The organism is Ruegeria sp. YTSA105 (assembly GCF_059610225.1).
In genome coordinates this window covers 399,435-423,920 of the sequence record NZ_JBXWNE010000001.1, presented here as the reverse complement: position 1 = coordinate 423,920, position 24,486 = coordinate 399,435, and the positions used below count along the sequence as shown (strand labels likewise).

27 protein-coding genes and 1 other RNA gene are annotated in these 24,486 nt (G+C 55.2%); 11 read left to right on the top strand and 17 right to left on the bottom strand.

Annotated elements, in window-relative coordinates; genetic code table 11:
• Positions 1 to 55 precede the first annotated feature (55 nt).
• The 12 genes from AC2FH2_RS02120 to AC2FH2_RS02065 form a co-directional block, all read right to left on the bottom strand.
• On the bottom strand, positions 56 to 640 hold the full coding sequence (locus AC2FH2_RS02120) for an OmpH family outer membrane protein (protein ID WP_142633909.1): 585 nt from the start codon (positions 638 to 640) through the stop codon (positions 56 to 58).
• Positions 641 to 646: 6 nt separating this feature from the next.
• The gene (gene bamA / locus AC2FH2_RS02115; RefSeq protein WP_281972129.1) at positions 647 to 3,007 is read right to left on the bottom strand and encodes an outer membrane protein assembly factor BamA; all 2,361 of its coding nucleotides are present in this window, start codon (positions 3,005 to 3,007) and stop codon (positions 647 to 649) included.
• A 128-nt stretch (positions 3,008 to 3,135) separates the two neighbouring features.
• The gene (locus AC2FH2_RS02110; protein WP_271947040.1) at positions 3,136 to 3,264 is read right to left on the bottom strand and encodes a hypothetical protein; all 129 of its coding nucleotides are present in this window, start codon (positions 3,262 to 3,264) and stop codon (positions 3,136 to 3,138) included.
• Between the two features lie 92 nt (positions 3,265 to 3,356).
• A complete protein-coding gene (gene rseP, locus AC2FH2_RS02105) occupies positions 3,357 to 4,709 on the bottom strand; it encodes an RIP metalloprotease RseP (protein ID WP_496822693.1) in 1,353 nt (450 codons plus the stop codon).
• A 1-nt stretch (position 4,710) separates the two neighbouring features.
• Positions 4,711 to 5,886, bottom strand: coding sequence for a 1-deoxy-D-xylulose-5-phosphate reductoisomerase (gene dxr / locus AC2FH2_RS02100; protein ID WP_496822691.1), 1,176 nt, complete (start codon positions 5,884 to 5,886; stop codon positions 4,711 to 4,713).
• Positions 5,886 to 6,668, bottom strand: coding sequence for a phosphatidate cytidylyltransferase (locus AC2FH2_RS02095; protein ID WP_142633917.1), 783 nt, complete (start codon positions 6,666 to 6,668; stop codon positions 5,886 to 5,888). The genes dxr and AC2FH2_RS02095 overlap by 1 nt, the downstream gene beginning before the upstream one ends.
• The gene (gene uppS / locus AC2FH2_RS02090; RefSeq protein ID WP_271947031.1) at positions 6,665 to 7,396 is read right to left on the bottom strand and encodes an undecaprenyl pyrophosphate synthase; all 732 of its coding nucleotides are present in this window, start codon (positions 7,394 to 7,396) and stop codon (positions 6,665 to 6,667) included. Before uppS ends, AC2FH2_RS02095 begins: the two co-directional genes overlap by 4 nt.
• A gap of 9 nt (positions 7,397 to 7,405) precedes the next feature.
• Positions 7,406 to 7,969, bottom strand: coding sequence for a ribosome recycling factor (gene frr, locus AC2FH2_RS02085; RefSeq protein WP_142633921.1), 564 nt, complete (start codon positions 7,967 to 7,969; stop codon positions 7,406 to 7,408).
• A gap of 186 nt (positions 7,970 to 8,155) precedes the next feature.
• Complete coding sequence (acuI, locus tag AC2FH2_RS02080; RefSeq protein ID WP_496822689.1) at positions 8,156 to 9,151, bottom strand: acryloyl-CoA reductase; 996 nt, start codon at positions 9,149 to 9,151, stop codon at positions 8,156 to 8,158.
• Positions 9,152 to 9,236: 85 nt separating this feature from the next.
• The gene (locus tag AC2FH2_RS02075; protein ID WP_496822687.1) at positions 9,237 to 10,340 is read right to left on the bottom strand and encodes a dimethylsulfoniopropionate demethylase; all 1,104 of its coding nucleotides are present in this window, start codon (positions 10,338 to 10,340) and stop codon (positions 9,237 to 9,239) included.
• A gap of 140 nt (positions 10,341 to 10,480) precedes the next feature.
• Positions 10,481 to 11,185 carry a DUF1326 domain-containing protein gene (locus AC2FH2_RS02070; RefSeq protein ID WP_142633927.1) on the bottom strand — a complete coding sequence of 235 codons (705 nt, stop codon included), beginning with the start codon at positions 11,183 to 11,185 and terminating at the stop codon, positions 10,481 to 10,483.
• 4 nt (positions 11,186 to 11,189) lie between these two features.
• On the bottom strand, positions 11,190 to 11,981 hold the full coding sequence (locus AC2FH2_RS02065) for a DUF2182 domain-containing protein (protein WP_496822685.1): 792 nt from the start codon (positions 11,979 to 11,981) through the stop codon (positions 11,190 to 11,192).
• 87 nt (positions 11,982 to 12,068) lie between these two features.
• Between AC2FH2_RS02065 and AC2FH2_RS02060 the strand changes: the two genes are divergently transcribed.
• The 7 genes from AC2FH2_RS02060 to AC2FH2_RS02030 all read left to right on the top strand — a co-directional run bounded on the left by AC2FH2_RS02060 (position 12,069) and on the right by AC2FH2_RS02030 (position 16,809).
• Complete coding sequence (locus AC2FH2_RS02060; RefSeq protein WP_142633929.1) at positions 12,069 to 12,803, top strand: FadR/GntR family transcriptional regulator; 735 nt, start codon at positions 12,069 to 12,071, stop codon at positions 12,801 to 12,803.
• A gap of 7 nt (positions 12,804 to 12,810) precedes the next feature.
• Positions 12,811 to 13,173, top strand: coding sequence for a DUF4345 family protein (locus tag AC2FH2_RS02055; protein ID WP_496785168.1), 363 nt, complete (start codon positions 12,811 to 12,813; stop codon positions 13,171 to 13,173).
• Between the two features lie 37 nt (positions 13,174 to 13,210).
• Positions 13,211 to 13,556: a transfer-messenger RNA gene (gene ssrA / locus AC2FH2_RS02050) on the top strand.
• A 100-nt stretch (positions 13,557 to 13,656) separates the two neighbouring features.
• Positions 13,657 to 14,088: an ester cyclase gene (locus tag AC2FH2_RS02045; RefSeq protein ID WP_142633933.1), complete on the top strand. Its 432-nt coding sequence runs from the start codon at positions 13,657 to 13,659 to the stop codon at positions 14,086 to 14,088.
• A gap of 129 nt (positions 14,089 to 14,217) precedes the next feature.
• Complete coding sequence (locus AC2FH2_RS02040) at positions 14,218 to 15,021, top strand: chromate resistance protein ChrB domain-containing protein (protein ID WP_496790602.1); 804 nt, start codon at positions 14,218 to 14,220, stop codon at positions 15,019 to 15,021.
• Positions 15,018 to 16,274, top strand: a complete 1,257-nt coding sequence (chrA, locus tag AC2FH2_RS02035) for a chromate efflux transporter (protein WP_496691274.1) — start codon at positions 15,018 to 15,020, stop codon at positions 16,272 to 16,274. Before AC2FH2_RS02040 ends, chrA begins: the two co-directional genes overlap by 4 nt.
• 76 nt (positions 16,275 to 16,350) lie before the next feature.
• The gene (locus AC2FH2_RS02030) at positions 16,351 to 16,809 is read left to right on the top strand and encodes an SspB family protein (protein ID WP_281972137.1); all 459 of its coding nucleotides are present in this window, start codon (positions 16,351 to 16,353) and stop codon (positions 16,807 to 16,809) included.
• Between the two features lie 34 nt (positions 16,810 to 16,843).
• On the opposite strand, the gene AC2FH2_RS02025 is transcribed toward AC2FH2_RS02030, so the two are convergent.
• Positions 16,844 to 17,407, bottom strand: a complete 564-nt coding sequence (locus tag AC2FH2_RS02025; RefSeq protein ID WP_281972138.1) for a hypothetical protein — start codon at positions 17,405 to 17,407, stop codon at positions 16,844 to 16,846.
• Positions 17,408 to 17,613: 206 nt separating this feature from the next.
• Between AC2FH2_RS02025 and fumC the strand changes: the two genes are divergently transcribed.
• The 4 genes from fumC (at position 17,614) to AC2FH2_RS02005 (ending at position 20,067) form a co-directional block, all read left to right on the top strand.
• Positions 17,614 to 19,008 carry a class II fumarate hydratase gene (gene fumC, locus AC2FH2_RS02020; RefSeq protein WP_142633942.1) on the top strand — a complete coding sequence of 465 codons (1,395 nt, stop codon included), beginning with the start codon at positions 17,614 to 17,616 and terminating at the stop codon, positions 19,006 to 19,008.
• On the top strand, positions 19,008 to 19,184 hold the full coding sequence (locus AC2FH2_RS02015) for a DUF4169 family protein (RefSeq protein ID WP_496822683.1): 177 nt from the start codon (positions 19,008 to 19,010) through the stop codon (positions 19,182 to 19,184). The genes fumC and AC2FH2_RS02015 overlap by 1 nt, the downstream gene beginning before the upstream one ends.
• Positions 19,181 to 19,396: a ribbon-helix-helix domain-containing protein gene (locus tag AC2FH2_RS02010; protein ID WP_142633946.1), complete on the top strand. Its 216-nt coding sequence runs from the start codon at positions 19,181 to 19,183 to the stop codon at positions 19,394 to 19,396. Before AC2FH2_RS02015 ends, AC2FH2_RS02010 begins: the two co-directional genes overlap by 4 nt.
• Positions 19,397 to 19,464: 68 nt before the next feature.
• Positions 19,465 to 20,067: a DNA-3-methyladenine glycosylase I gene (locus AC2FH2_RS02005; protein WP_496822681.1), complete on the top strand. Its 603-nt coding sequence runs from the start codon at positions 19,465 to 19,467 to the stop codon at positions 20,065 to 20,067.
• A gap of 6 nt (positions 20,068 to 20,073) precedes the next feature.
• Here AC2FH2_RS02005 and AC2FH2_RS02000 read toward each other — a convergent pair whose 3' ends face one another.
• From AC2FH2_RS02000 to AC2FH2_RS01985, 4 genes are all read right to left on the bottom strand, one after another.
• The gene (locus tag AC2FH2_RS02000) at positions 20,074 to 20,955 is read right to left on the bottom strand and encodes a fructose bisphosphate aldolase (protein ID WP_281972141.1); all 882 of its coding nucleotides are present in this window, start codon (positions 20,953 to 20,955) and stop codon (positions 20,074 to 20,076) included.
• 72 nt (positions 20,956 to 21,027) lie between these two features.
• On the bottom strand, positions 21,028 to 22,377 hold the full coding sequence (locus AC2FH2_RS01995; RefSeq protein WP_496822679.1) for a cytochrome P450: 1,350 nt from the start codon (positions 22,375 to 22,377) through the stop codon (positions 21,028 to 21,030).
• Positions 22,374 to 23,588, bottom strand: coding sequence for a hypothetical protein (locus tag AC2FH2_RS01990; protein ID WP_496822678.1), 1,215 nt, complete (start codon positions 23,586 to 23,588; stop codon positions 22,374 to 22,376). The genes AC2FH2_RS01995 and AC2FH2_RS01990 overlap by 4 nt, the downstream gene beginning before the upstream one ends.
• Before the next feature lie 63 nt (positions 23,589 to 23,651).
• Positions 23,652 to 24,404, bottom strand: coding sequence for a cytochrome c biogenesis CcdA family protein (locus tag AC2FH2_RS01985; protein WP_281994656.1), 753 nt, complete (start codon positions 24,402 to 24,404; stop codon positions 23,652 to 23,654).
• Between the last annotated feature and the right edge of the window lie 82 nt (positions 24,405 to 24,486).

Here is a 24,486-nt window from a genome sequence, read left to right as displayed (position 1 = left end):
CTGGATTTCTCTTTTCAATGTGGTTAGCAACACCGCGACCCGAGGGCAAGCAAACCTATTCGCCTGTACCTTCGTCAAGTGTTGTTCCATCACCAATGGCTGTATCAATTCGGGTGATGGCGGCATCTGTCACATCGGACAGATCCGAACTGAGAAACACGCTGGAGCGTTGAATAATGACAGAGGCGCCAGATTCGCGCAAAAGATCGATCAATACTGGGCGGGCGAGTTCAAAAAACATCTGTCGTGCATCTTCACTGCGACGCGCAAGGGCATCAAGCTTGGCGCGCTGCCCTTCTCGGTGGTTCTGAACCTTTCTGTCGAACGCCTCTGCGAGGGGACGAAATTCTTCAGCAGACAGAGAGGCGCGCTTTTCGGTGAGGTCCTTCTCCTCCGCGCTGAGCTCTGCAACGATCCGCTCGTTCTCGGCAGCCAGCAGAGCCCCTTCTGCTTCGATCTCACTGAGAATGCGACGTCCAAACGCCGAGTCAGAAAACAACCGTTCGCTGGAGATTGTTAGGACGCTGGCTTGTGTCACGCCAAGCTGCTGTCCGGTAACCGGTCCTGCCAGGGTTAAGGTCAGAAAAAGACACAGGGCCCGAATGGGGCCCTGCATATAGGTTCGAAGACTACCTCGCATCCGAGATCAGAACCTCGCCTGAATGGTCAGGTCGAAATTCTGTTCCTTGTCAAAGTCCTCTTTCTTGAGCGCTTGCGAAAAGTTAAAGCGCAGCGGTCCAAACGGTGTTTCCCATAGGACTGCAACACCCAGAACATGACGGATAGACCCATCCGCACCGACAATGTTGGCACCCGAAGTGTTTACATCGTCGATATTGTACAGGTTACCGAAATCATAGAACACGCCTCCGCGCAGGCCCAATTCTTCGGGCAGGCCCAGAGGAAAGTCCGATTCCAGACGCGCGACCCAATAGTAATTCCCGCCGATAGCGTCATCCTGACCATTTGACAGATCCCGTGGCCCCAAACCGGCTGGCTCGAACCCGCGGAATTTATTGGGGCCCAACACAAAGCGATCCAGCGTCCGGCTGAAATCGTTGCCGGTCCAGTGCATTGCACCCATTTCAAGCGATGCACGAAGAACGACTTCTTCACTCAGAACGCGTGTTTGGGCAATCCCGCGTGCGCTGGTTTTGTAGAACTTGTTGTCCCCACCCAGCCCAGCGGCATCCAGGCCAACCTCAAACAGAACACCGGCATTGGGGTTAAGCCCACCAAGGCGGCTGTCATATACATAGGACACACCCAGAGAACTTGTCGTGCGTTCACCCTGATCAATCTCAGAGGCGATGACCGCGCCGTTTGCCTCGTTGTCCTGCTGCTTCATCTCGCTGTTTTCCCAGGCATAGCGAACGCGCAACGAAGAAAGCTCTCCGATCGCATAGCTCAACTGAGGGTTAAAGAACACACGCTCGGTGTTATAGCTGGCAAAACTGGAGTCGGTCGACGCCAAACCCAGACCAAGATCAAAGCGAAGCTTGCGGCCCAAAAGATAGGGTTCGGTGAAATTCAGGGAGTACTCTTCTGAATCCTGTGCGGTCGAAATCGTAACCCCGACGGTCTGTCCACGGCCTAGGAAGTTTGACTCACTTAGGCCGATTGCAATGCCGAAACCGTCAGAGATCGAGTAGCTACCACCGAGGCTGAGCGAGCCTGTTGGCTGTTCTTCGACGTCGACATCCACGATCACTTGGCTGGGCGTCGAACCTTCGCGCGGTTCAACATCAGCGACGGCGAAATAGCCCAATGCCCGGATACGTTCAGCCGCCTGCCGGATTTCACGCGGGTTGAAAGGATCACCCTCGACGGTGTCGAATTGACGACGGATCACGCGGTCAAGCGTGGTGGTGTTGCCCTCGATGTCGATACGCTCGACAAAGATACGCGGTCCTTTGGTCAGAACGAATTCAACATCCAGCGTCAGATCACGTGCATTGCGCGTGACGCGCGGCTCAACCCGCAGAAAGTCCACCCCTTGCCGAATGCCCAAACGCTCTTGCCTGGCGATAGAGTTTTCGACCAGTGAAGGAGAATAGGTGACACCCGGCTTGACCTTGAGTGCGGCCTGATATTCGGCCGCATCCACACCGGGTATTTCGCTTACGGTGGTGATCTTGCCGAATGAGAATTTCTGACCTTCGGTTACATTCATCACCAGGAAAAACGCGTCGCGCTCACGTGTGAATTCAACATTGGCGCTGTTGACGCGGAAATCGACATAGCCACGCGACAAGTAGAAATCACGGATGACTTGTTTGTCGAACTCGATCCGGTCAGCGATAAAAGTATCGCCCCGCAGGAATGTACGCAGGAAATTGGCTTGCTTGGTTTCAAGCACACGGCGCAGACGCCGGTCGGAATAGGCCCGGTTGCCAACAAAGCTTACGCGCTCAACCTCGATCGTCGTACCTTCGGAGATTTCAAAAACGAGGTCTACCCGATTATCGCTGCGGCGGATGATTCTGGGGATGACGGTTGCTGCAACACGTCCTTGAGCCAAATAGATTTCGGCAATCATGTCTGCGTCAGCTTCAGCGACCTGAGGTGTAAAGACCCGGCGGGGCTGAGACGAAACGGCATTGAGCAACAGCTCATCCTTAAGCCTCTTGTTACCCTCGATGCTGATCTGGTTGATCGTAGGATATTCCTGAACTTTGATGACCAAAGTGCTGCCACGAGGGGTCAAATCGACTGTTTCAAAAACACCACTGTCAAGCAGCCGTTGGAAGGCATCGTTGAGTTGTCCAGCTGTCACCGTCTGCCCAGGTTCGATTCCCGAACGTGCAATGATTGTCGATGTCTCGATGCGCCTGTTCCCCTCAACTTCGAACGAGTTGATGGTGTAGCTTTGCGCCTGAGCAGCCTGCGGCAGTGACAGCAAACTAACTGTGGCAAATAAGAAAAAGAATGTTAGGGCCTGCCACAAAATCTTGTTTACCGGCTTTTGCCCCCCGCAGGATGTGCCTGCGCCTCGCCTGTCGGTCATATTTTTCTCTACCCAGAATTTTAAGACTTTAAAGCTGAGTAACGGGATTGTCTGGCCTTGTCAAAAGCCGAAAAACAGAAAGCGGCCCATTGGGCCGCTGTTCAGCAAATAAAAAGAAAGGAACAGAATCACATGGTGATCAGATAAGCGCATCCACCCATAGCCAACGCAGTCGCGCCGAAAAACAAGATCGAGTCCCAGTTCAGCGCAAGCAGGAAGCTAAAGCTGCGATATGATTTTTTGATAGCATTCGCCATGATCGCCTCTGACAGACAAAATTATGAAACGAACACATCCTATGAGGGAATTGGGGCGGAATTGCGACTAGATTGTGCAAGCTCCGCCCAAATCAACAGAACAGGTCATTTGAGACGGAAAACAGCATCAGAGCCAGAATGATTGACACTCCGATGCCCATCAAAATCCGCAGCGCTTTGTCGCTGGGTGGTTTCCCCGAGATGGCCTCATATGCGTAAAATACCAAGTGCCCTCCATCCAAAGCCGGAATCGGAAACAGGTTCAGCAAACCGACAGCAGTTGACAGAACGGCGATAAAGAAGATGAAGTTCTGCGCCCCCTGGCTGGCCATCGCACCCGAGGTTTCGGCGATTCCGATCGGGCCGGACATGTTGCAGGTGCTGATCGCTCCGGTCACCATGTGCCAGATACCTGAAAGAGACCCGTCAATGATACGCAATGTTTGTCGCACACCACCGCCGAGAGATGTCAGGAAGCCCGCCCTTTCGGTTGCAGGTTCTAGCATCATGCCGCCGACGATCCCGATCCTCCAATGCGTTACAAAACCACCATCAGACTGCGGCTCATCCGTGCGGCGTGGAGCCAGGGCAAACTCCAGTTCCGCTCCGTCACGCCAGACATTCAACAGCAGTGGCCGCCCATCAGAGCCTTCCACATGGTCCTTGAGCTGTTCAAAGGCATAAACCGGTTCGCCGTTAACCGCTGTTATGACATCCCCCTGTGCCAGGCTGATATCCATTGCTGCACTGCGCGGAACAACCTGTTGAATCAGGGGGGGGAACAGCCAAGGTGCGGAAACGTCTAATGTGTCACCGTCACGAAGAACTGTGTAATCAAGAACGGGGTCAACGGGCAAAGAGTCTACGAACTCGCTCCACGATCCTTCTTGTTCGAAATCTGGCAGGTCAATACCTGCAATCGCGAGGATTTCATCACCTTCACGCAGCTCTTGAATTGTCCCCGGCAGAGGATGCAGTGACCCAACGGTCAGAGGGTCTCTGGTTGCGCCTTGCGTAAAGAAAATTAGGGCAAAGACCAGTATCGACATTGCGAAATTAAAGATTGGCCCTGCCGCAACAGTTGCCGTCCTGGCCCAAAGTGGCGCGCCATGCATTGTGCGGCGCAGCTCCTCCGGGCTTTGCTCAGAAATTTCAGACATAGCCGCTTCGTCTTTGCCGGATGCGGCATTGGCGTCACCCAAAAACTTGACATACCCGCCGAATGGAAGCGCTGCGATCTGCCAGCGCGTTCCTCTTTTGTCGATACGGCTCCAGAGTACGGGACCGAAACCGATTGAGAACACTTCGGCGTAGATGCCGGACCAACGGCCAACGATGTAATGCCCGTATTCATGTACGGCTACGATGGCGGATAACGCGATCACAAAGGCGAATATGGTGTAAATCAAATTGCCGAACTGTGGGATCAGTGAGAGTACGTCCAATTTATTTTCCTGCTCGTTGCGCAACGACGTTATCGACCCATATACGTGCCAGATGGTCGGTTTGCAGCACGTTATCAAGGGTCATTGGGGCGTCAATATGGTTGTCTTGTGCATCGAAACGATCCAAGACGGCGGCCACGATGTCTGCCATATCAAGAAAACCAATGCGACCTGCAATGAAATGGTCGAGTGCACATTCTTTGGCTCCGTTGAAAACCGCTCCGGACAGCCCGCCCCGCTCCATGACGTCGCGCGCTAACCGCAAAGCCGGATATCGGTTTTCGTCTGGTTCCTGAAATCGCAACTGTCCCAGCTTTGCAAGGTTCAGCCTTTCGACCGGAAGGGTCTGACGTTTTGGCCAATTCAGGGCATATCCGATCGCGTGGCGCATATCTGGCGCGCCCATATGGGCCATAACCGCTCCATCGTTAAACCCGACCATCGCATGAACGATGGATTCCGGATGCACAATCACTTCGATCATATCCGGGGATATTCCGAAGAATTCGCGTGTTTCGATCACCTCGAGCGCCTTGTTAAACATCGAAGCGCTATCAATCGTGATCCGCTGCCCCATATTCCAGTTCGGGTGGCTCGATGCCTGCTCAACCGTGGCCGAGGCCAATTTGCTCAGTGGCCAATCCCGGAAGGCGCCGCCGCTGGCAGTGATGATGATACGCTCGACCGATGCCATATCTTCACCGACCAGAGCCTGAAAAACGGCAGAATGTTCGCTGTCCACCGGTAGCAATCGGGCATTGTGCTTTCGGGCAGTATCCAGAACCAAAGAACCCGCGCAGACAAGCGTTTCTTTATTCGCCAAAGCCAGCGTCGCGCCCTGTTCAAGCGCCGTCAGCCCTGGTTGCAACCCCGCAGCCCCAACGATGGCAGACATGACCCAGTCAGCCGGTCGCGCCGCAGCTTCGGCCAGAGCATTCGCCCCGGCGGCGACCTCGACATCAGAACCGGCCAAGGCCACTCGCAGGTCCTCAAGCCGGTCTGGATGGGCTGTAATCGCGATATCCGCCTTCAAACGTTTGGCGTCACGCGCAAGTTGTTCGATATTGGCTCCACCGGTCAGGGCGACAACATCATACGCTGATGGATTTCGGTCAATCAGATCTATCGTGTTTTGCCCGATAGAACCCGTCGCGCCAAAAACAGAGATTTTGCACATCACATGGCTCCGGGGGAAAAAATCAACCCCACAAGCAGAACGAACAGAGCGGCCCCCATCATCCCATCGAATCGATCAAGGAAGCCGCCATGGCCGGGAATCAGGTTCGAACTGTCCTTGACGCCGAATTTTCGTTTGGCCGCGCTTTCGACAATATCGCCGGCCTGGCTGGCCATTGACGCCAGAACCGAGATCACGATGAACCAAGTTCCGAAGCCGCCGTAAGCCGCAAAGGCTAAGCCAACAATGGCAGCCGCTACCCAGCCTCCTGCTGTTCCCGACCACGTCTTTTTCGGGCTGACTCGTGGCCAGAATTTTGGCCCACCCAATGCCTTTCCGACAAAATATCCGGCGACATCCGTAGCAACGACGACCGATATCAGCCAGACCATCCAGACAAACCCCATATTCGTCCGGATTGAGATAAAGCCCAGCCCCGCGGCCGCGATCCACAGCGCAAATAGGGTATAGATACCCCGGTACCGGCTGACCTGCCCTGCCCCGACCAGTGCCGGAGCAAGCAAGAAGGGAAGTTTATAGAGTGCCGGAAGATGGTAACTCAGCACCACCGCAAAACCGGTCAATATGGCAAGCTGGATCGCAACAGCTTTCCTGCCCGGGTCGATCATACGGACCAGTTCCCAGGTCATCAGCCCGCAAGCAATGGAAATGAAGGCTTCGAACCACAGACCGCCCAGCCAGACCTCGACAGCGCCAACGGCAACAAGGACTCCCGCCGACAATACGCGGGCAGTCAGGTCGGACCAGCGCCCGTCACTCATGCCGGTACAGCTCCGAACCGTCGGTCGCGGCTGCCATAGCTCCGGCACAGGCGCTCAAGCTCAGCCGCAGTGAAATCTGGCCAGAGCGTGTCGATGAATTCGTATTCCGAATAGGCGGATTGCCATAGCAGAAAATTGGAAATACGCGCCTCGCCGCTGGTTCGGATCACCAGATCAGGATCGGGAAGAACATGTGTGTCCAGATATTTCGGCAGCGTTTCTTCGTCTACATCATCAGGATGCAAGCGCCCGTCAGCGACATCCTGGGCCAAACGTTTGGTAGCCCGCGCGACTTCATCCCGACCGCCATAGTTCAACGCAATGGTAAGGTGAACCAGATCATTTCCCTCGGTCTCGGCCTCAAGCGTATCCATCAATTCGATCAGTTTGGCATCCAACCTGACCCTGTCACCGATGAAACGCACCCGAACACCCGAGTCTCGGAGCGTCCGGGTTTCCTTTATAATATAGCGCCGAAACAAGCTCATCAGACCGGCAACTTCGACCTGAGTGCGTTTCCAGTTCTCGGTCGAAAACGCAAAAACAGTCAGATATTTAATACCAAGCCTTGGGCAGGCCTCGACCACATCGCGCACACGTCTTGCCCCGGCGTGGTGGCCAAACAGGCGAGGTCGCCCGCGGGCCTGCGCCCAGCGACCATTGCCATCCATGATGATCGCGACATGCTGGGGCCCTCTTTCGGGCATGGTATGCGAGGAAGAGGGCATCACCCGGTCTCAGACCTGCATGATTTCTGCCTGCTTGGTCTCAAGCGCGGCATCTACTACCTTGATCATCTGGTCGGTTAGATCCTGCACTTCGCTTTCCCAGAACTTCTGGTCATCTTCGGACATACCGTCAGCCTTGGCCTTCTTGATCTGATCCATCCCGTCGCGGCGCACATTCCGGATCGAGACGCGTGCGTGTTCGGCATATTGCCCGGCGACTTTGCCCAACTCGCGACGGCGTTCTTCGTTCAGTTCCGGGATCGGTAGCATGATGATCGTTCCGTTGAGCTGAGGGTTGATGCCCAGCCCACTTTCACGGATCGCTTTTTCCACTTTGCCAACGAGCCCTTTATCCCAGACATTGACCGTTACCATACGCGGCTCGGGCACATTGACCGTTCCCACCTGGTTGATCGGCGTCATCGAACCATAGGCATCGACCATCACCGGCTCGAGCATCGAGGCCGAGGCGCGCCCGGTGCGCAGCGATGCAAATTCGGTTCTGAGGTTTGACATTGCGCCGTCCATGCGGCGTTTCAGGTCGTCTGTGTCCAGTTCGAAATCGTCAGACATTCTGCTCACTCCCCGTCTTCAGGTACTGTTTGCATGGCTCATAAGCCATTCAATTTGGGATGTATAGCAATGATGATCCGTATTTACGCCATTGACCAGAGGTGTTTGCCGGATTTTCCCGAACCTGCAGCCACAAAATTAACCGACCGCAAATCAATGCGGTCGGTCAGACATATTCATTCCGGATCAGGCGTTTACGTCTACGACAACACGACCTTTAACCTGACCTTGCAGGATATCCGCCCCTAATTGGGGCAGATCGCTCAGCTTTGCGGGGTGGATCATCGCCTCAAGCTTGTCCATCGGAAGGTCGGTTGCGATCCGCTGCCAAGCCCGCAGCCGATTTTCATAAGGCTGCATTACGCTGTCGATCCCCAAGAGGTTCACACCGCGTAAAAGGAACGGGATAACAGTTGCCGGAAGGCCCGCGCCGCCAGCCAACCCCACGGCCGAGACCGAGGCACCGTATTTCATCTGCCCCAGAACGCGTGCCAGCATTGCGCCGCCGACCGCGTCCACACAGCCAGACCATGCCTCGCTTTCCAGAGGGCGCTTAGTTGTCTCGTTCAGCTCATCGCGTGGCACAATGGTCGTGGCGCCCAAAGACTTCAGGTAATCGCTGGTTTCCGGTCGTCCGGTGACGGCTGCCACTTCGTATCCCAAATTGGCAAGAATCGCCGTCGCGACCGAGCCAACACCACCTGCTGCCCCTGTGACCAAAACCGGACCCTGCCCCGGTTTCAGCCCATGATCCTCAAGTGCCATAACCGCCAGCATCGCGGTGAACCCAGCGGTTCCGACGGCCATCGCCTGGCGGGCCTCCAACCCATCGGGCAGCGGAACCAACCAATCGGCACGGGCATTGGCTTTTTGTGAGTACCCACCCCAATGCGCCTCACCGACACGCCAACCGGTCAGGACCACTTTGTCACCCGGTTTATATCGCTCATCCGAAGACGACTCGACCGTCCCCGCATAGTCGATGCCAGGAACATGCGGATAGCTGCGTACCAGCCCCCCGCCTTTGGGCGACAGGCAAAGACCATCCTTATAATTTACCGTTGAATACTGAACCGCCACGGTAACCTCACCCTGCGGCAGATCCCCTTCCGAAAGCTGTTGAACCGAGGGGCTGGCCAGCCCGCTTTCCTCGTCTTTTTCCATCACCAGTGCGTTGAACATCAAAATGTCCTCCTGTTTTGGACGTCAGAGTACAGCCCCGACCCCGTGTAATATCCTGTTTCTCGACCCGATGCGGCGTTTTCGATCAGATCCAGAATTTTTCCCTTACAGTCGCCTCACGCATACCGTCGGGCGTTTCGACCTCTATCTTCGTGCCTTCGTCCCAATGGCTGAGCTTGAGCATCCCAATGGAAACATTGGTGTTGAAATCCGGAGACCAAGCGGCAGAAGTGATTTGACCGACCCGTTTCCCCTGAGCGTATACCGACCATGGAGCAACGCAGGCACCAACGCCCGGCCCAGCGATTTCAATCGGACGGATTTGCTGGATCGGCCCTTCTTTCGCGACCCGCAACAATGCGTCCCGGCCAATGCAGCCAATCGCCGTGTGTGTGTTACAGAACTTGCCCAGGCCACATTCATGTGGGGTGTTGTCGTCGGTCATATCGTTTCCGTAGGACAGCAACCCAGCCTCAATGCGTTCGATCAGGTTGGGACAACCTGCGCGTACGTTCAAATCCTCGCCCGCCGAAAACAGCGCATTCCACAGCGTCATTCCGATATCGCTGCCCTCGACATAAATCTCGAACCCGCCCTGCTTTGAATACCCTGACCTGGCGATGGCCAGATCGCGGCCCGCAAATTCGAACATGTCGAATTTGAAGAACCGGATATCTTTGACGCGCTCGCCGAATACGCGGGACATCAGCTCATCCGCCATCGGACCTTGTATGGCCAGGGGTGAGACGTCCGGCTCATCCACCAGAACATCCAATCGATAGCCGTTCGCTATCCCCTTGACCCACAACAACAAATCGCTGTCGGCGATGGAAATCCACCAGCGGTCCTCGGACAGTTTCACCGCAACCGGATCATTCAACATGCCACCGGTCTCATCAACGATAGGGACGTAATAGCATTGACCGGGCAACATGCCCCGCAAATCACGTGGCGTCAGCATTTGCATAAGGCGTGCCGCGTCGGGACCTCTGAGTTCGACCTGTCGCTCACACGAGACATCCCAGACCTGCACATGCTTTTTTAAGTGCCGGTAATCAGCCTCGACGCTGTCGAATACAGTTGGCAATAGCATCCGGTTATAAACCGTGAATGCCTTTACGCCTGCGGCTTCGACCCCTTCAGAAAAAGGTGTGCGCCGCAACCGGCGAGAGAAGGAAATATTGGCCACTTAAGCCTCCTCGGGCATAATGCCAGATCACAATTCGAAGCCTGCGGTCCCGTCAGAATCTGGTGCAACAGGCCGCGATGGCGTGTCTGGCGATTAAAAATTTGGATCACGTATTGCACGTAATCCTTTGTGATTTCGTATTATTTCGGCCCCTGCCAGTCGATTGGACAAATTTCTGCGGATTTTCCACCGAAATCCCAGACCCGACCGTAATCGCGGACCTTGGATTTGGTGCCGCGCGCCACGATAATGTCCGGTCCCATCCAGTATTTCGAGTTTGAGACCATCACCGGATGCTCAGGGTCTTTGCCCGCCAACATCTCGATTTCGCCCTGGATTTTCCGACCAATCATGATGCGGCGCTTGGTCCCGTCGCGTTCGATCTGAACCGGGGCACGTTCGGCCCCGATAATTTCGCTGACCAGCATGGTAAACAAGCCGGTCGTGCCCCCGGCCTGACCGCTGAATATCTGGAGCAACCCGTTATAGGCCTTACCGCTGGCCCGTTCGTCGACATAGGCGGCAACTTTCCACTGCCCCTCACCCATGCGACCCGGAATATCGACCAGAAGGCCAACATTGAGGCCCGACAGGTCCTCGCCCTCGAAATGGCCTTCATCGATGACAATCCCCATCCAGGCATGACAATGACCCTCGGTCGGAGGATGCGCGCCCAGCGATACGACACAGGGGCAGAACAGATCGCACGAGCAGTTAAGGATCAGCTCTCCCTTGATCGCCCAATTCGTCGGGCTCATCTCACGCCGCTTGGGGTTGGGCATGCGGCTGTCGATACGTTGGCTGATCGGCAGGCGATCTGCCTCTGGTTTTTTATTCTTAGCCAATAGCTTATCCTCCATAGATAAAGGGGTACACGAGCAAGGCACCGCCGCCCGCGATAAGAGCAAATCCCAGCGGTCGTGTAATCACGTGACCGATCTGGGGCAATTTTTCGAGAACCATGAAAAAGGTCGCCAGACCCATCCACAGCAGGCTCATGACGCCTCCCACAAAGCCGAGCGCCATAAAGCCCCAACAGCATCCAACGCAAAATGCGCCAAGTCCAAGCCCCATGCGAAATCCACCCGCGAACCCGGTTTTCCAGTGGCTAAGAAAGTAGGTCATCGGCGCATGGCAGACCCCATGGCACAGCTCTTTGGCGCGGGTGAACTGAAAGGCGCCGACGGCAATCATCAACCCGCCCGCAACAAACCCGGATTTCGCAACGCCCAGCATGTCTACAACACCACCAAACAGCAAAACCAACTGCACCCTGGTAATGAGCGCGGCAAACCCGACCCAGACCACGAAATAACCCACCAAGACACCAATCCAGCCGGACCGCGTCCCGTTTGCACTGCGGATCAGATCATCATAGCTGCGCAAAGTTGGGACAATGGTCGGCAACATCATTGCGGCCATCATGATGGCCCACATCCAAAACAGCGGGCCGAACTCTGCCATGGGCATGTACATGTCCATCCTGGGGTCCATGGCACGCATAGCCTGCCCCATCGCTCCGGGACGACCGATCCAGTCCAGATCCATGGCGCGGTTCATCACAAACATCATCCACCACGCCCACAGGATCAGAGCGTAGAATCCCAGCCAAAACCCATTACGTAGAACTGCGCGACTCACTTGTCCCTCCCGACTCAGTCCTTGCAATTCAAATGTCAGACTTTTAAATGTCAGACAAATGAAATTTTGCCTGCGGCCCTGCTCAAAATGAAAATCGACCCCAAGAAACCTGCTGATCTTTCGGTTCAGATCGCCCAATCAATCCGAGATGCGATCATATCGGGTCGGTTGATTGTAGATGAACGCCTGCCTTCTGAGGCGGAACTGTCCGACCAGTTTCAGGTGTCCCGACCAACCGTGCGCGAGGCCCTTAAACGCCTTGCGGCACAATCCCTGATCCGCACCCAACGTGGCGCGACCGGCGGCGCATTTGTCAACCGGCTGAGCTATCAGGATGCGTATTCCCAACAGATCACCACATCCACGTTGCTGCTGTCCATGAATGCGGTCAGTTTTGAAACGGCTTGCGAGGCTCGGTATTCGCTGGAACGCGCCTGCGCAACTTTGTCAGCCGAACGCAGGACGGCGGATCATCTGGCGACGATGCGTGCCGAGATATTTCGGCAGGCTCAACCCGGGCTGACAGACGAAGCCTTTTGCGCCTCGGATGTGACCTTTCACCGGGCATTGGTCGATGGGGCCGGCAATCCGGTGTTGTCCTATCAACTGGCCGGCGCCGTCGAGGCGATGCAGCCTTTGATGAACATGATCACGTTTACGGCGCGGTCCCGAGAAGAGATCATCGTATTGCACAACCAGATTGCCGATGCTTTGGATCGGCGGGACGCTGCTGCGGTAGATTCAGCACTGGTGGATCTCGAAGCTTATACCCGTAAGCTTGCCCTGGACGTCGCCAAACAGCGGCGCAAACCAACCGAATGAGGGTACAATGACGTCGATTTTGAATATTGCCGCGGCGGTTCTGACAATCGGTTTCGGCCTCTTTGGGTTTCTAGCACCCGCTTGGACCGCGGCCTCGCTGGACCTGGCGCCTACGAACAGCACCATGGGGTTAAGCGAAATGCGAGCTTCGGTCGGTGGACTTTTTGTTGTCACCGGAATTGCGGTCATTTGGCTGAACACTCCCATGGCCTATGCGATGTTGGGCGTTGTTTATGCCGGTGCAGCCTTGGGCCGGTTTGTTTCCGTCATTCTGGATCACCCCCCTTTGATCAAAGCGATGACATTTGGGGGAATCGAGCTGATATTGGCGCTGTGGCTGATCCTGGCAAACATTAACCGACCAAGCTAAGGCGTTATTATATAATCCGTCTTTTAGTTGAAGTATGGGGTTTGCTTTCCCCTTGTGGCTCACCTATATAAGGGATGTCCTTCGGGACTATGGACATAAACGCGCTCGTAATAAGCGGATCGGACCCGGGGGCGGTACCCGGCGGCTCCACCAACATCCTTCATTTGAGGATCGCGGGGCCGAAATAGGATCGACGAACGTCTAAAGGGGTTAGCTTTGTCTCGGCGGGGTGCCACCGTACCGGCCCAAACAGTACAATTGCAAATGACAATCGTGCTCCGGTTGCAGTTGCTGCGTAAGCAGTAGCAAGACCGAAACTTAAGCCCTTGCGCCTAGCAGCGTAAGGCGGGGTTCGCAGGTACCTGGCAACAGAAACCTGCATTTTCCCTTAAATGTCTGCTGTTTAACCCTGTCTGTGTTCACGTTCAGAGTTTGTTCACTCATTCGCGTCATGCTCGGCCCGTGAGGAAAAGGAGAGCTGGGATGTCACACGCAGATATACTCAGAGAATGGTATTCAGAGGTTTGGGAAAACGGAAATACCGATGCGATTGATCGGTATTTCGCGCCGGAAACGACAGCCGAAGGACTGATTCCGGAAATGCAGGTGGGGGCCGATGATTTTCGGGATCTGGTCATGGCGTTTCGCCACATTCTGGGCGATATCCATGTTGAGCTGCCCAAAATCATCGAAAATGGCGATTGGGTATCGGCGATATTGCAGGTCAGCACAACACGCGCCGATAACGGCGCACCACTGCAGGCCTCTGGCAGTATGATTGGCCGCATTAAAGAAGGTCGTATTGTCGAGGCGTATAACCAGTTTGACTTCATTTCCTTATTTGAACAGCTTGGTCAGTTTCCCAAGGACACCCTGCCCGTATGCATGACTGGTCAACGGCTGGACTGGGCCTAGGAAATGAGCTCGCAATCTTGACCCCGACTGGCTTGTCGCGGTAGCAAAGCCTATGGGGTAAGATTGCGAACGCCCCGTGAGGCGACAGCCCAAGTTTCGCATGTATCCGTCGATCACGGGAGACATGCCATGCCTGCGCCTAATGCTATAACATCGAAACAACTGTTACGTCTGATCGGAACGTCCCGGGCGCCTGTTCTAGTGGACATCTGCACTGACACCGATTTTGAACAGGACCCTTATCTGATACCGGGCTCGGTTCGTCATCCGGCGAAGGATCTGGATGGGCTGAAGGGGCTCATCGCTAACCGCCCCTGCATCATCATTTGCCAAAAGGGCAAAAAGCTGAGTCAGGCCGTTGTTTCCTGGCTGAGGAGTGAAGGCGTGGCCGCTGAGTATCTGGAAGGCGGCATGTATGCTTGGCGCGAGACGCCCGATGCACCGCGCATCCCATTTGCAGATATACCAGCGTCTCCTTCACTCTGGGTAACGCGCCATCGGCCTAAGATTGATCGCATCGCTTGCCCCTGGTTGATCCGCCGGTTCATCGACCCCAACGCACGTTTTCTGTTTGTTGCCCCATCCGAAGTGGCAAAGGTATCCGAAGTCTTTAACGCCACCCCGTTTGATGTTGAGGGCGTCCGCTGGAGCCATCGTGGGGATAACTGCACATTTGATGCTTTGGTAAAAGATTTCCAGCTTGCTACGCCCGCAATGAACAGGCTTGCGACAGTTGTCCGGGCCGCGGATACGAACAGGCATGATCTGGCGCCCGAAGCAGCCGGGCTTCTTGCGGTCTCGGTGGGGCTATCGCGCCTATATAAAGACGACCATCAGGCCATCGAGGCCGGGATGCATCTGTACGATGCCTTGTATCTCTGGGCCCGCGACGGGTTTGATGAGAAACATGATTGGCCGGCAGTCGAAAAATGACCACACCAACATTCCCTGAACTCATCCAAGTGTTCGGCCGCATTGGATTGCTGTCCTTCGGCGGCCCGGCAGCCCAGATATCATTGATGCATCAGGAACTCGTCGAAAGGCGTCCCTGGCTGGACGAAGAAACCTATCTTCGGGCTCTGTCGCTGTGCATGTTGCTGCCCGGCCCCGAGGCGATGCAGCTTGCAACCTATTCCGGCTGGCGTCTGCGCGGCGTCTCGGGCGGTATGATCGCAGGCAGCCTGTTTGTTCTGCCCGGTGCGATCATTATCTCAGCATTGGTGGCACTATACGCGGCCTATGGCGCGCTTCCTCTGGTGCAGGCCGCGTTTCTCGGCGTCAAAGCTACGGTGATCATCATCGTGCTACAGGCCCTGCGAAACCTGTCCCGCAAAGCGCTGTCGGACGTCTCACATCGTGCGATCTCGGGCCTCGCGTTTCTGGCAATCTTTCTGTTCGACCTCCCCTTCCCCGCGATCATCGCGGCGGCAGCCCTTTGGGGGTATCTGAGCTTCAACGGCGTCGCCGCCCGACCGGTCGACACCCCCACCCCGCGCCTAAGCGAAGTGCTGCGGAACGCGTCGATCTGGTTGGTTCTGTGGCTTGGCCCGTTGTGGCTGTTAAGTCTTTCTGGTCAGAAACTTCTCAGCGATCTTGGCTGGTTCTTTGCCCGCCTCGCAGTTGTGACATTTGGCGGGGCCTACGCTGTTCTAGCCTACATGACGCAGACCGTTGTGGATCAGTATAACTGGATATCCACAGATCAGATGATCGACGCGCTTGGTCTGGCGGAAACGACACCGGGGCCTTTGATTTTGGTAACACAATTTGTCGCTATGCTGACCGGTCAGATCTCGGGCGGATCGATGCTGGCCATCGCCGCAGGTATCGTTGCACTTTGGGCAACATTCGTTCCCTGCTTTCTGTGGATATTCCTCACAGCCCCCTATCTTGACCACATCGCTGCGCGGCCCCGGTTATCGGCGGCCCTGCAAGGTATTACCTCTGCTGTGGTTGGGGTGATTCTCAACCTATCCGTGTGGTTTGCCCTGAATGTGCTGTTTTCAGAACTGCCAAATAAAACCTTTGGACCAATCAGCCTGCCCTGGCCTGAATTGACCTCATTGGATGTGAAAGCTGCTGTGCTGACTGTCTTCGCCGGAGCGTTGATTTTTAAACTTAAATTCGGCATGGCGCTTACGCTAATGGTTATGCTAGCTGCTGGCACCGGCCTGTTTTTTCTCTGAACAGTCAGCGTGTAACCGGCCTTTCGTTTCCAAAGGAATCCCTTATGCTGAGGGAAGCCACTTTTGAGGATGACACATGTCGCAAGACATCGACTATGGGAACCTGATGCACACCGCCATGCGCGGGTTGATCAAGACGGTTCTGACCAGCGTTTCAGAAAATGGCCTGCCGGGTGCGCACCACTTTTTCATTACGTTTGATACCAGGTGTGACGGCGTGGAAATTGCCGACTGGCTGCATGATCGTTATCCGGAAGAGATGACTGTCGTGATGCAGCATTGGTTCGAAAATCTTGAGGTCGGCGAAAGCGGATTTGCCATCACGCTCAACTTTGGCGACGCGCCGGAACCTTTGTACATTCCCTATGCCTCGATCAAAACATTTGTCGACCCCTCTGTGGAATTTGGCCTGCGTTTTGAAAGCCCGGATGAAGAGGATGACTTTGATCCGATGGACGATGAGATAATCGAGGTCGAAGAAGAACCGCAACAGCATGACGCTGATGTCGTGTCGCTGGACAGCTTCAGAAAATAGTATATGCGCTGGAAAGCCTCGCGGTTCGCGGGGCTTACTCTTTCGTCAGGAACGTCTCTACGGAACGTGATTTGGTACCGTTGCGGAAACGGGAAAATGACAGGTTCAGACCGCCTTCTGCCAGCGTTCTGTCATATTGCTGCAGCTCATAGCCGCCATTTTCTGCTATGAACAACGAAAACACGGTCAAAGTTTGACCCTCAATCCGGCCCCAGACGAACGGTTCCCCCTGCATCGGGTCAAGCGGAACTTCATGGCCGAATACATTGCGCTTCATGGCCGCGGAAAAGATGTCCGATCTGTCCGAGGTCTGAAAATCAATCGAGAATGCCTGTTCCTTGACGCGGCCATTCAGTTTGTAAGTTGTCGTCTTCCAACTAACATTGAACCCGTTCTTCAATTCCTGGATTGACACACTCATATCACGAGGTGTTTCGGTCCCGTTTGCATCGACAACATTGGCAGACCCAACGTAGCTGCCAACAAAGGGCTCAATATCTGCCGCATGAAGCGGATTTACCGCCAAGGAGGCCCACAGAACGGTGGCAAAGGAATATATAATGAATTTCAGGCATGTGGTCGGGTGATTCAGACGCATTGCGGCCTCCGGCGTGCTCTGACTCTATAGTAGCTCACCCACCGGCGCGTACAATGGTGGTGATGGCGATTGCGACGAGAAAAATGACGCAGCTCTGCGCCTATACCTTTGTCAGGCATAAGTTTATGGTGCGCGCAACTGGCCGATTGCACCGCGACGCTGCTGACTGTAATTGGCATGCAATGGTATACATGACGGAGTGACCGATGTCTCAAACCCGCACCGAATCCGACAGCTTTGGCCCGTTGGAAGTTCCCGCAGACAAATATTGGGGTGCACAGACCCAGCGTTCGATTATGAACTTCCCGATCGGATGGGAAAAACAGCCTGTGGCCATCGTGCGGGCATTGGGTGTGATCAAAAAAGCCTGCGCCATGCAGAACAAGTCGACAGGGAAACTGGACGCGCGGATTGCGGATGCGGTGATTCAGGCCGCGGGTGAGGTTTTTGAAGGTAAGTTCGACGACAACTTTCCGCTGGTCGTCTGGCAAACAGGATCCGGCACCCAGTCGAACATGAACTCGAACGAGGTTATTGCGAACCGGGCTATCGAAATCCTGGGTGGTACAATCGGCACAAAAGACCCGGTTCATCCGAACGATCATTGCAACATGGGCCAGTCCTCGAACGACACGTTCCCGACGGCCATGCATATCGCCACAGGTATGAGCGTTCGGGACGTTCTGCTGCCGGGTCTGGAAAAGCTGGCCTCGGGGCTGGAGCAGAAGGCCGAAGAATTCAAAGACATCATCAAGATCGGCCGGACCCATACGCAGGATGCCACGCCGCTGACACTGGGTCAGGAATTTGGCGGCTACGCCCATCAAATTCGTCAAGGTATCGCACGGGTCAACGCCGCGATGCCGGGAATTTACGAGCTTGCCCAGGGCGGAACTGCTGTTGGTACTGGCCTGAACACTCAATCCGGGTGGAGCGAAGCGGTCGCTGCGAACATGGCAGATATCACCGGCCTGCCCTTTGTTACCGCTCCGAATAAGTTCGAGGCGCTGGCCGCCCATGATGCGATGGTTTTCCTATCGGGTGCTTTGGCGACCATTGCTGGCAGCTGCTATAAAATTGCAAATGATATCAGACTTTTGGGATCTGGACCGCGTTCCGGTCTGGGCGAATTGATCCTGCCTGAGAATGAGCCCGGATCGTCCATCATGCCAGGCAAGGTAAACCCAACACAAGCCGAAGCACTGACTCAGGTCGCAGCACATGTCATGGGCAACGATGCCGCCATAAAATTCGCCGGCAGCCAGGGGCATTTCGAACTGAACGTCTATAACCCTATGATGTCCTACAATCTTTTGCAGTCGATCCAGTTGCTTGGTGATGCTACAGACAGCTTTACCGAGCGGATGTTGCTAGGCATTCAGGCCAACGAACCACGCATCGAAAAGCTGATGAAGGAATCGCTGATGCTGGTCACCGCGCTGGCACCAACCATTGGGTACGACAACGCAACGACTGTTGCCAAGACCGCGCATAAAAACGGCACCACCCTCAAGGAAGAGGCCATCGCGCTTGGCTTTGTCGACGCCGAAACCTTTGACGCGGTTGTGCGCCCCGAACAAATGATTGGGCCCAAGGACTGATGGCAAAGCCGGTCAATCTGAACCGGTACAGAAAAGACAAGGCGCGGGCCGAGAAAAAGGCCCGCGCCAACCAGAACGCCGTGTCATTTGGGCGCAACAAAGCCGAGAAAGACGCAAGTAAAAAACATCTGGAAAAGTCGCGGCGCGACTTGGATGGGCACGAGATCGACAAATGAGTGGACGTCCCATCAAACGCTCATTGACGCTTAAAGGTCATCGAACCTCGGTATCTCTTGAGGACGAGTTTTGGAAATCCTTTCGTGCCATTGCAGCTGATAAAGATATGGCAATCAATGCTTTAGCTGCGGAAATTGATTTTAACCGTGACCCTGAGGTTGGATTGGCTTCGGCAATACGCGTTTATATTCTGAACTGGTATCGCGGCTGACTTTCCGTTCTTGATTTGGCCTCTGGAAAATGCCTATGCTCATACCAGAACAAAAAGGGAACTTAGTGATGAGCGAAACAGTTACCGGCCCAGACGGTCAACCGCGTTGTGCATGGTGTCAGTCTGCGCCAGAGTTTTTCGACTATCACGACAATGAATGGGGCTATCCGGTCAGCGACGATCAGCGTTTGTTTGAGAAGCTGTGCCTTGAAAGCTTTCAGTCCGGCCTCAGCTGGCGCACCATTCTTTCCAAACGCGAGAACTTTCGAAAAGTATTTAAACATTTTGATTACAACGCAATAGCGAAGTTTGATGAGGCAGATGTCACCCGTCTTTTGCTGGATGCAGGCATTGTCAGGCATCGCGGAAAGATCGAAGCAGTCATCAACAACGCCCGGCGTGCCCAGGAGCTGGTGGCAGCTGAGGGGTCGATTGCAGCTTATGTCTGGCGCTATGAGGCCAGTTCACCGCCAGCGCCGCAAACAGCCTCAACTTCGGCTGAATCTATTGCCATGTCCAAAGACCTTAAAAAGAGGGGATGGAAGTTTGTGGGCCCGACCACGGTTTTTGCATTCATGCAGGCCATGGGTCTTGTAAACGATCATGCGACCGAGTGTTCTATGCGGGAAAAAGCGGCGCAGATGCGCCGCGATTTCACTAAACCGAAATAGCGCAGCTTAGGCAGAGGCGCGAGAAATCTTATCGATATTGCTGCCGAGGGCCGTATTGAATTCGGCATCTGACTGCTTTTTCGACAGTCCTTCGGTCAGCGCACGAGAGAAAGACGCAATCATCTTGCTATTCTGCGCCAGCAGATCACAGGCTTGTTCGGTCGAATATCCGCCGGACAGGGCTACGACCCGCAAAACTCTGGGGTGGTCAGCCAGATCGTCATACAGATTAGCCTGGCTGGGGATGGTAAGCTTAAGCATGACATCCTGACCATCATCCAACTGATCTAGGTTCTGCAAGATTTCCGATTTTAGAATTGCTTCGGCTTCGGCTTTGGTGGTCGAGTTGATGTTCACCTCGGGCTCGACAATCGGAACTAACCCGGCGGCAACGACTTCACGCGCCACATCGAACTGCTGAGCTACAACGTTTGCGATGCCTTTGGCGTTGGCCTCATGGATCACGGAACGTTCCTTAGTGCCGAAAACGCCTTCGGCTTTAGCCAAAGTGTCGGCCAGACCGGGGATCGGTTTCATGACCTGAACGCCATCGGCCTCATCCTCGAGGCCCTTGTCGATCTTCAGAAACGGAACAATGCCTTTTACGTTCCAAAGAAAATCTGCGACTTTACGGCCATCAATCTCTTCGCCGAGCGTGCGTTCGAACAGGATCGCGCCGATGACTTTGTCGTTTGTGAAGCCATCCGCCAGAATGATACGCGCGCGCATCTTCTGGATTTCGCCGAACATCTCTGCGTCCGAGCCGTATTCTGACGCGTCTACCCCATAAAGCGCCAGCGCCTTGGGGGTCGAGCCGCCACTTTGGTCCAGTGCTGCAATAAAACCGGCACCGTTGGACATCTGCTCGCGCTGTTGTGTTTTGGACATATGACTTTCCCGTTCGAAATGATTCCGCGTTTTTCAACCGCATACAGCATGGAGCATGCCGATGGTAGTTTGTTAGCGCTCAACCAGGCGCAACCAAATTCCATCTTTGGATCTGACGGTCAGATGAGCCACCGGAACCGGCTCTGGCATGTCCGAGATTTCGAACCTGAACTTCCGCAGAAGTGACGACAGCAATAACGGACCTTCGACCATTGCAAAACCGGCACCGATGCAAATGCGCGACCCGGCCGAGAATGGGATGAAAGCCTCTCTGGGACAACTTTCCTCATTGCCCTTAGCCCAGCGGGACGGGTCGAACCCGTCGGGGTCTGCCCACAGACGTTCGTGCCGATGCAGGTGCCATGGGCTGATGACTATCTGCGAGCCTGGTTTAATCGCCCGGCCCCTGAAGTTTTCGCGGCATGTGGCCTCTCGCACCATCATCGGGACCGGAGGGTACAGGCGCAGCGTTTCGCGAAACACGTCGCGGCTGAGCTTCAACAGCGATACGGAGGTAAAATCGGATAGGTCCAGCCCTTGCGCCTCGGCCGCCAGCTTGTCCTGCCAATCCGGGTGGGTCGCCAAAAGGTACAACGCCCAAGCCAACGCAGAAGCGCTGGTCTCGTGGCCTGCCAGAAAGAAGATCGCCACCTGATCAACCATCTCCTGCGTGTCAAAACACTTGCCGGTCTTGGGATCAGCCGTTGTCATGATCTTTGTTGCCAGATCATGCGGCGCCTGCCCGGCCTCAATCATCCTCGCGCGTTGAGCGGTCATTTCGGTGATCAGCGTCCTGATTTCACGCGCGGTCTTGCGAGTTTTTCTGGAATGTAGCCGCGGCATCCATTTGGGCAGAGGCAGAAACGCCGCCAAATTCAACAGCGGTTGCTCTCTTTGATAGGTTCGGAATTTCTCAAAAACCTGAGACGCAACGCGGTCTTCAATCGGTACAGAAAAAAGCGTTCGAAAGATCACATCCGCGGCGACGTGACTGGTGACCTCTTCGCACTCGATGACAGAACCGGCCTGTCCGAGCAGACGCGCGACGCAGGCCTCTGCCGCCTGAACCATGGCCGGATAGGTATCTTTCAGGCGCCCGCCCTCAAACGCCGGGTCGATAACCCGGCGCTGGCGTTTCCAGTTTTCACCATTGGTCAGAAAGACCGAATTCCCCAGCAACGGCCGCAGACCCTCGCCAATACGGTCTGATTTCGGAAAATCATCGGGGCGTTTTTTCAGAACGGTTTCAACAAGTTCTGGTTGGTTCGTCAGATATGATCGAAAGAACGGCGTCTTAAACTCGGCCATCCATGCGCGGTACAATCGCTGCGGCTGTGCCGAGAGGATGTCCTTGCGAAACAACCTGAAATAGCGCCACAGCGAAACCCTGTCTGACCGTGATGTGGGCTTTGGCGGGGTCATGCTTGCACCGAAACATACTTGGATACAGATCGCACAATCCGGGATCCCGAAGGTTTGCGATCGGCGAACCGATGCCCAAGCGACAGAGGCCCGGCAGTCACGCGGAAATAATCGTACCTGTCCGGGTGATCAAAGGCGCAGAGATATTGGAAATGCAGTCTGAAAAACCGCCACCTCAGGGCGCGCCACCGTTCTGCTGACAGCGTTTGCGTAAACGCGGCAGATAACACCAAAGGCCAGCGCTGATCGGCATCCGCGACCCCGCTTACAGCGACAGGATCACACAGAGCGAATGCGCAGCCGTCCCCGGGTGCAGAAATGTCGACCCAAGCCAAGTCCTCGCGTTTCGAAAGAAACCTCAGGTCCGCGCGCAGATCGTATGCGTTGGGCAGGAACGAGACCATGGGAACCACCTGCCCCAATGTCAGAAAGGACAGCTCTGGCCCGTCTGTGCCCACCCGTCCGGATCGGATCAGATCGGCCAGAACCGTGACACCCAGATGAGCGCCGGAACTGTGGCCGACGATCAGAACCTCATCCGTCTCATCGGTAAGAGCTGCGGCAATCGCATTTGTGAACTCCGATAGGCGTCCGGCCAATTCAGGAGGCGTTTTTCCGCCTGAAGCCGCTGAATAGGCGTAATCGTGCATCAGGTAATAGACGAACAGCTTGTTGTCGATTTTCCGGAACCACAGCATCAGCACATAGGCAACACCAATAGACAGAACCAACGCCACCAAAGACAGGACCGGCGCAAGCAGAACTGTCAACCCGATGACCACAGCCATTGCGACCAAAAGCTGTGCGATCAGCATCACGATCGGATAAAGAGCGGCTATCACCGGTCCTTTGCGCAATCGCATCAGGCGCCATAACACTCCGGTCGAGATATAGATCCATGCCGTACGCAGCATCTGCAGATAGGTGGCCGCAATCGAGTTCGACATGCTGGAGCGTACGATGTCGGACCAGACCAGCACCTCGACATCTGTGTGAACTTCTGCCCCGTCCTGAACCGAATGGACGTGCCATCCATACAAGCCCTCTCCGGTTTTGGGCGAGACCGAGATTTCATACCCTGAAATAGCCGCCTGTCTTGCGCTTTCACTGCGGTAGAGCTCGCGATAGCGCCGTGGGGGGATCGGGTCATATCCGGGAATATAGAATACCCTACGCCGTTTAACCCGAGGTTGATTTGTCTGACTGCTCATGGTCTTACCTTCTGCGACGCAGGTTAGCGCAGCATTACAGCCAAAGTAAGTCAGATAAGAGGGTTACCCAAAGTTTGCCAGCGCCGGGAAGGCTTCCAACAGCCACCAACTGAACTCAGTGAACAGGCCGGTGATCAGCATGATACCAACAAACAGCAACAGGCCACCCATGATCCTCTCGATCAGTGCCATATGGGGCTTTATTCGGTTCATCACCGACATGGATCGGTTCAGGAACATCGCGGCGAGCAGGAAAGGTATGCCAAGACCCGCTGCATAGACGCCCAGCAACAATGTCCCACGTGCGACGGATGCCTCGGAGGCAGCCAACGACAGGATCGCACCCAGTTGCGGGCCGATACAGGGCGTCCAGCCAAAGGCGAAGGCCAGACCCAGAATATAGGCCCCAAAGACAGACCCGCCGCTGTCGCCGGCTTCGATCCGGGCCTCACGGTCAAGGAATGGGATGCGGAAGACGTTCAGGAAATGCAGGCCAAAAATGATGACCACCGCGCCTGAGATCTTGGCGAACAGCACTTGGTTCTGCAGCACGAACGCCCCAAACGCAGAGGCTGTGAAGCCAAGCAACAGAAACACCGTGGACAGCCCCATGACAAAGAACAGCGCCGAAAGTGTCGCTTTTCTGCGCGCGCGGACCTCATCCTGCATCTCGTTGATCGTGACGCCGCTCATATAGGCGAGATAGGGCGGCACAATCGGCAGCACGCAGGGCGATAAAAAGCTGATCAACCCACCGAGCAATGCGATGAACATGGCGGGCAACAGCCCTGCGTCAATGATATCAATTCCGAACATGTTTCAGCACATATGTCATGAAGTCGCCCGCGTCACGGGGCCATTCGGTCACATCCTCGTGGTTGCACGCTGGACACCGTCT

Coding starts and splice junctions, on each gene's coding strand:
- AC2FH2_RS02120 (WP_142633909.1), bottom strand. CDS start 640: ATGCGAGGTAGTCTTCGAACCTATATGCAGGGCCCCATTCGGGCCCTG.
- bamA (WP_281972129.1), bottom strand. CDS start 3,007: ATGACCGACAGGCGAGGCGCAGGCACATCCTGCGGGGGGCAAAAGCCG.
- AC2FH2_RS02110 (WP_271947040.1), bottom strand. CDS start 3,264: ATGGCGAATGCTATCAAAAAATCATATCGCAGCTTTAGCTTCCTGCTT.
- dxr (WP_496822691.1), bottom strand. CDS start 5,886: ATGTGCAAAATCTCTGTTTTTGGCGCGACGGGTTCTATCGGGCAAAAC.
- AC2FH2_RS02095 (WP_142633917.1), bottom strand. CDS start 6,668: ATGAGTGACGGGCGCTGGTCCGACCTGACTGCCCGCGTATTGTCGGCG.
- uppS (WP_271947031.1), bottom strand. CDS start 7,396: ATGCCCTCTTCCTCGCATACCATGCCCGAAAGAGGGCCCCAGCATGTC.
- frr (WP_142633921.1), bottom strand. CDS start 7,969: ATGTCTGACGATTTCGAACTGGACACAGACGACCTGAAACGCCGCATG.
- acuI (WP_496822689.1), bottom strand. CDS start 9,151: ATGTTCAACGCACTGGTGATGGAAAAAGACGAGGAAAGCGGGCTGGCC.
- AC2FH2_RS02060 (WP_142633929.1), top strand. CDS start 12,069: ATGAAAATCGACCCCAAGAAACCTGCTGATCTTTCGGTTCAGATCGCC.
- AC2FH2_RS02055 (WP_496785168.1), top strand. CDS start 12,811: ATGACGTCGATTTTGAATATTGCCGCGGCGGTTCTGACAATCGGTTTC.
- AC2FH2_RS02045 (WP_142633933.1), top strand. CDS start 13,657: ATGTCACACGCAGATATACTCAGAGAATGGTATTCAGAGGTTTGGGAA.
- AC2FH2_RS02040 (WP_496790602.1), top strand. CDS start 14,218: ATGCCTGCGCCTAATGCTATAACATCGAAACAACTGTTACGTCTGATC.
- chrA (WP_496691274.1), top strand. CDS start 15,018: ATGACCACACCAACATTCCCTGAACTCATCCAAGTGTTCGGCCGCATT.
- AC2FH2_RS02030 (WP_281972137.1), top strand. CDS start 16,351: ATGTCGCAAGACATCGACTATGGGAACCTGATGCACACCGCCATGCGC.
- AC2FH2_RS02025 (WP_281972138.1), bottom strand. CDS start 17,407: ATGCGTCTGAATCACCCGACCACATGCCTGAAATTCATTATATATTCC.
- fumC (WP_142633942.1), top strand. CDS start 17,614: ATGTCTCAAACCCGCACCGAATCCGACAGCTTTGGCCCGTTGGAAGTT.
- AC2FH2_RS02015 (WP_496822683.1), top strand. CDS start 19,008: ATGGCAAAGCCGGTCAATCTGAACCGGTACAGAAAAGACAAGGCGCGG.
- AC2FH2_RS02010 (WP_142633946.1), top strand. CDS start 19,181: ATGAGTGGACGTCCCATCAAACGCTCATTGACGCTTAAAGGTCATCGA.
- AC2FH2_RS02005 (WP_496822681.1), top strand. CDS start 19,465: ATGAGCGAAACAGTTACCGGCCCAGACGGTCAACCGCGTTGTGCATGG.
- AC2FH2_RS02000 (WP_281972141.1), bottom strand. CDS start 20,955: ATGTCCAAAACACAACAGCGCGAGCAGATGTCCAACGGTGCCGGTTTT.
- AC2FH2_RS01995 (WP_496822679.1), bottom strand. CDS start 22,377: ATGACCCCGCCAAAGCCCACATCACGGTCAGACAGGGTTTCGCTGTGG.
- AC2FH2_RS01990 (WP_496822678.1), bottom strand. CDS start 23,588: ATGAGCAGTCAGACAAATCAACCTCGGGTTAAACGGCGTAGGGTATTC.
- AC2FH2_RS01985 (WP_281994656.1), bottom strand. CDS start 24,404: ATGTTCGGAATTGATATCATTGACGCAGGGCTGTTGCCCGCCATGTTC.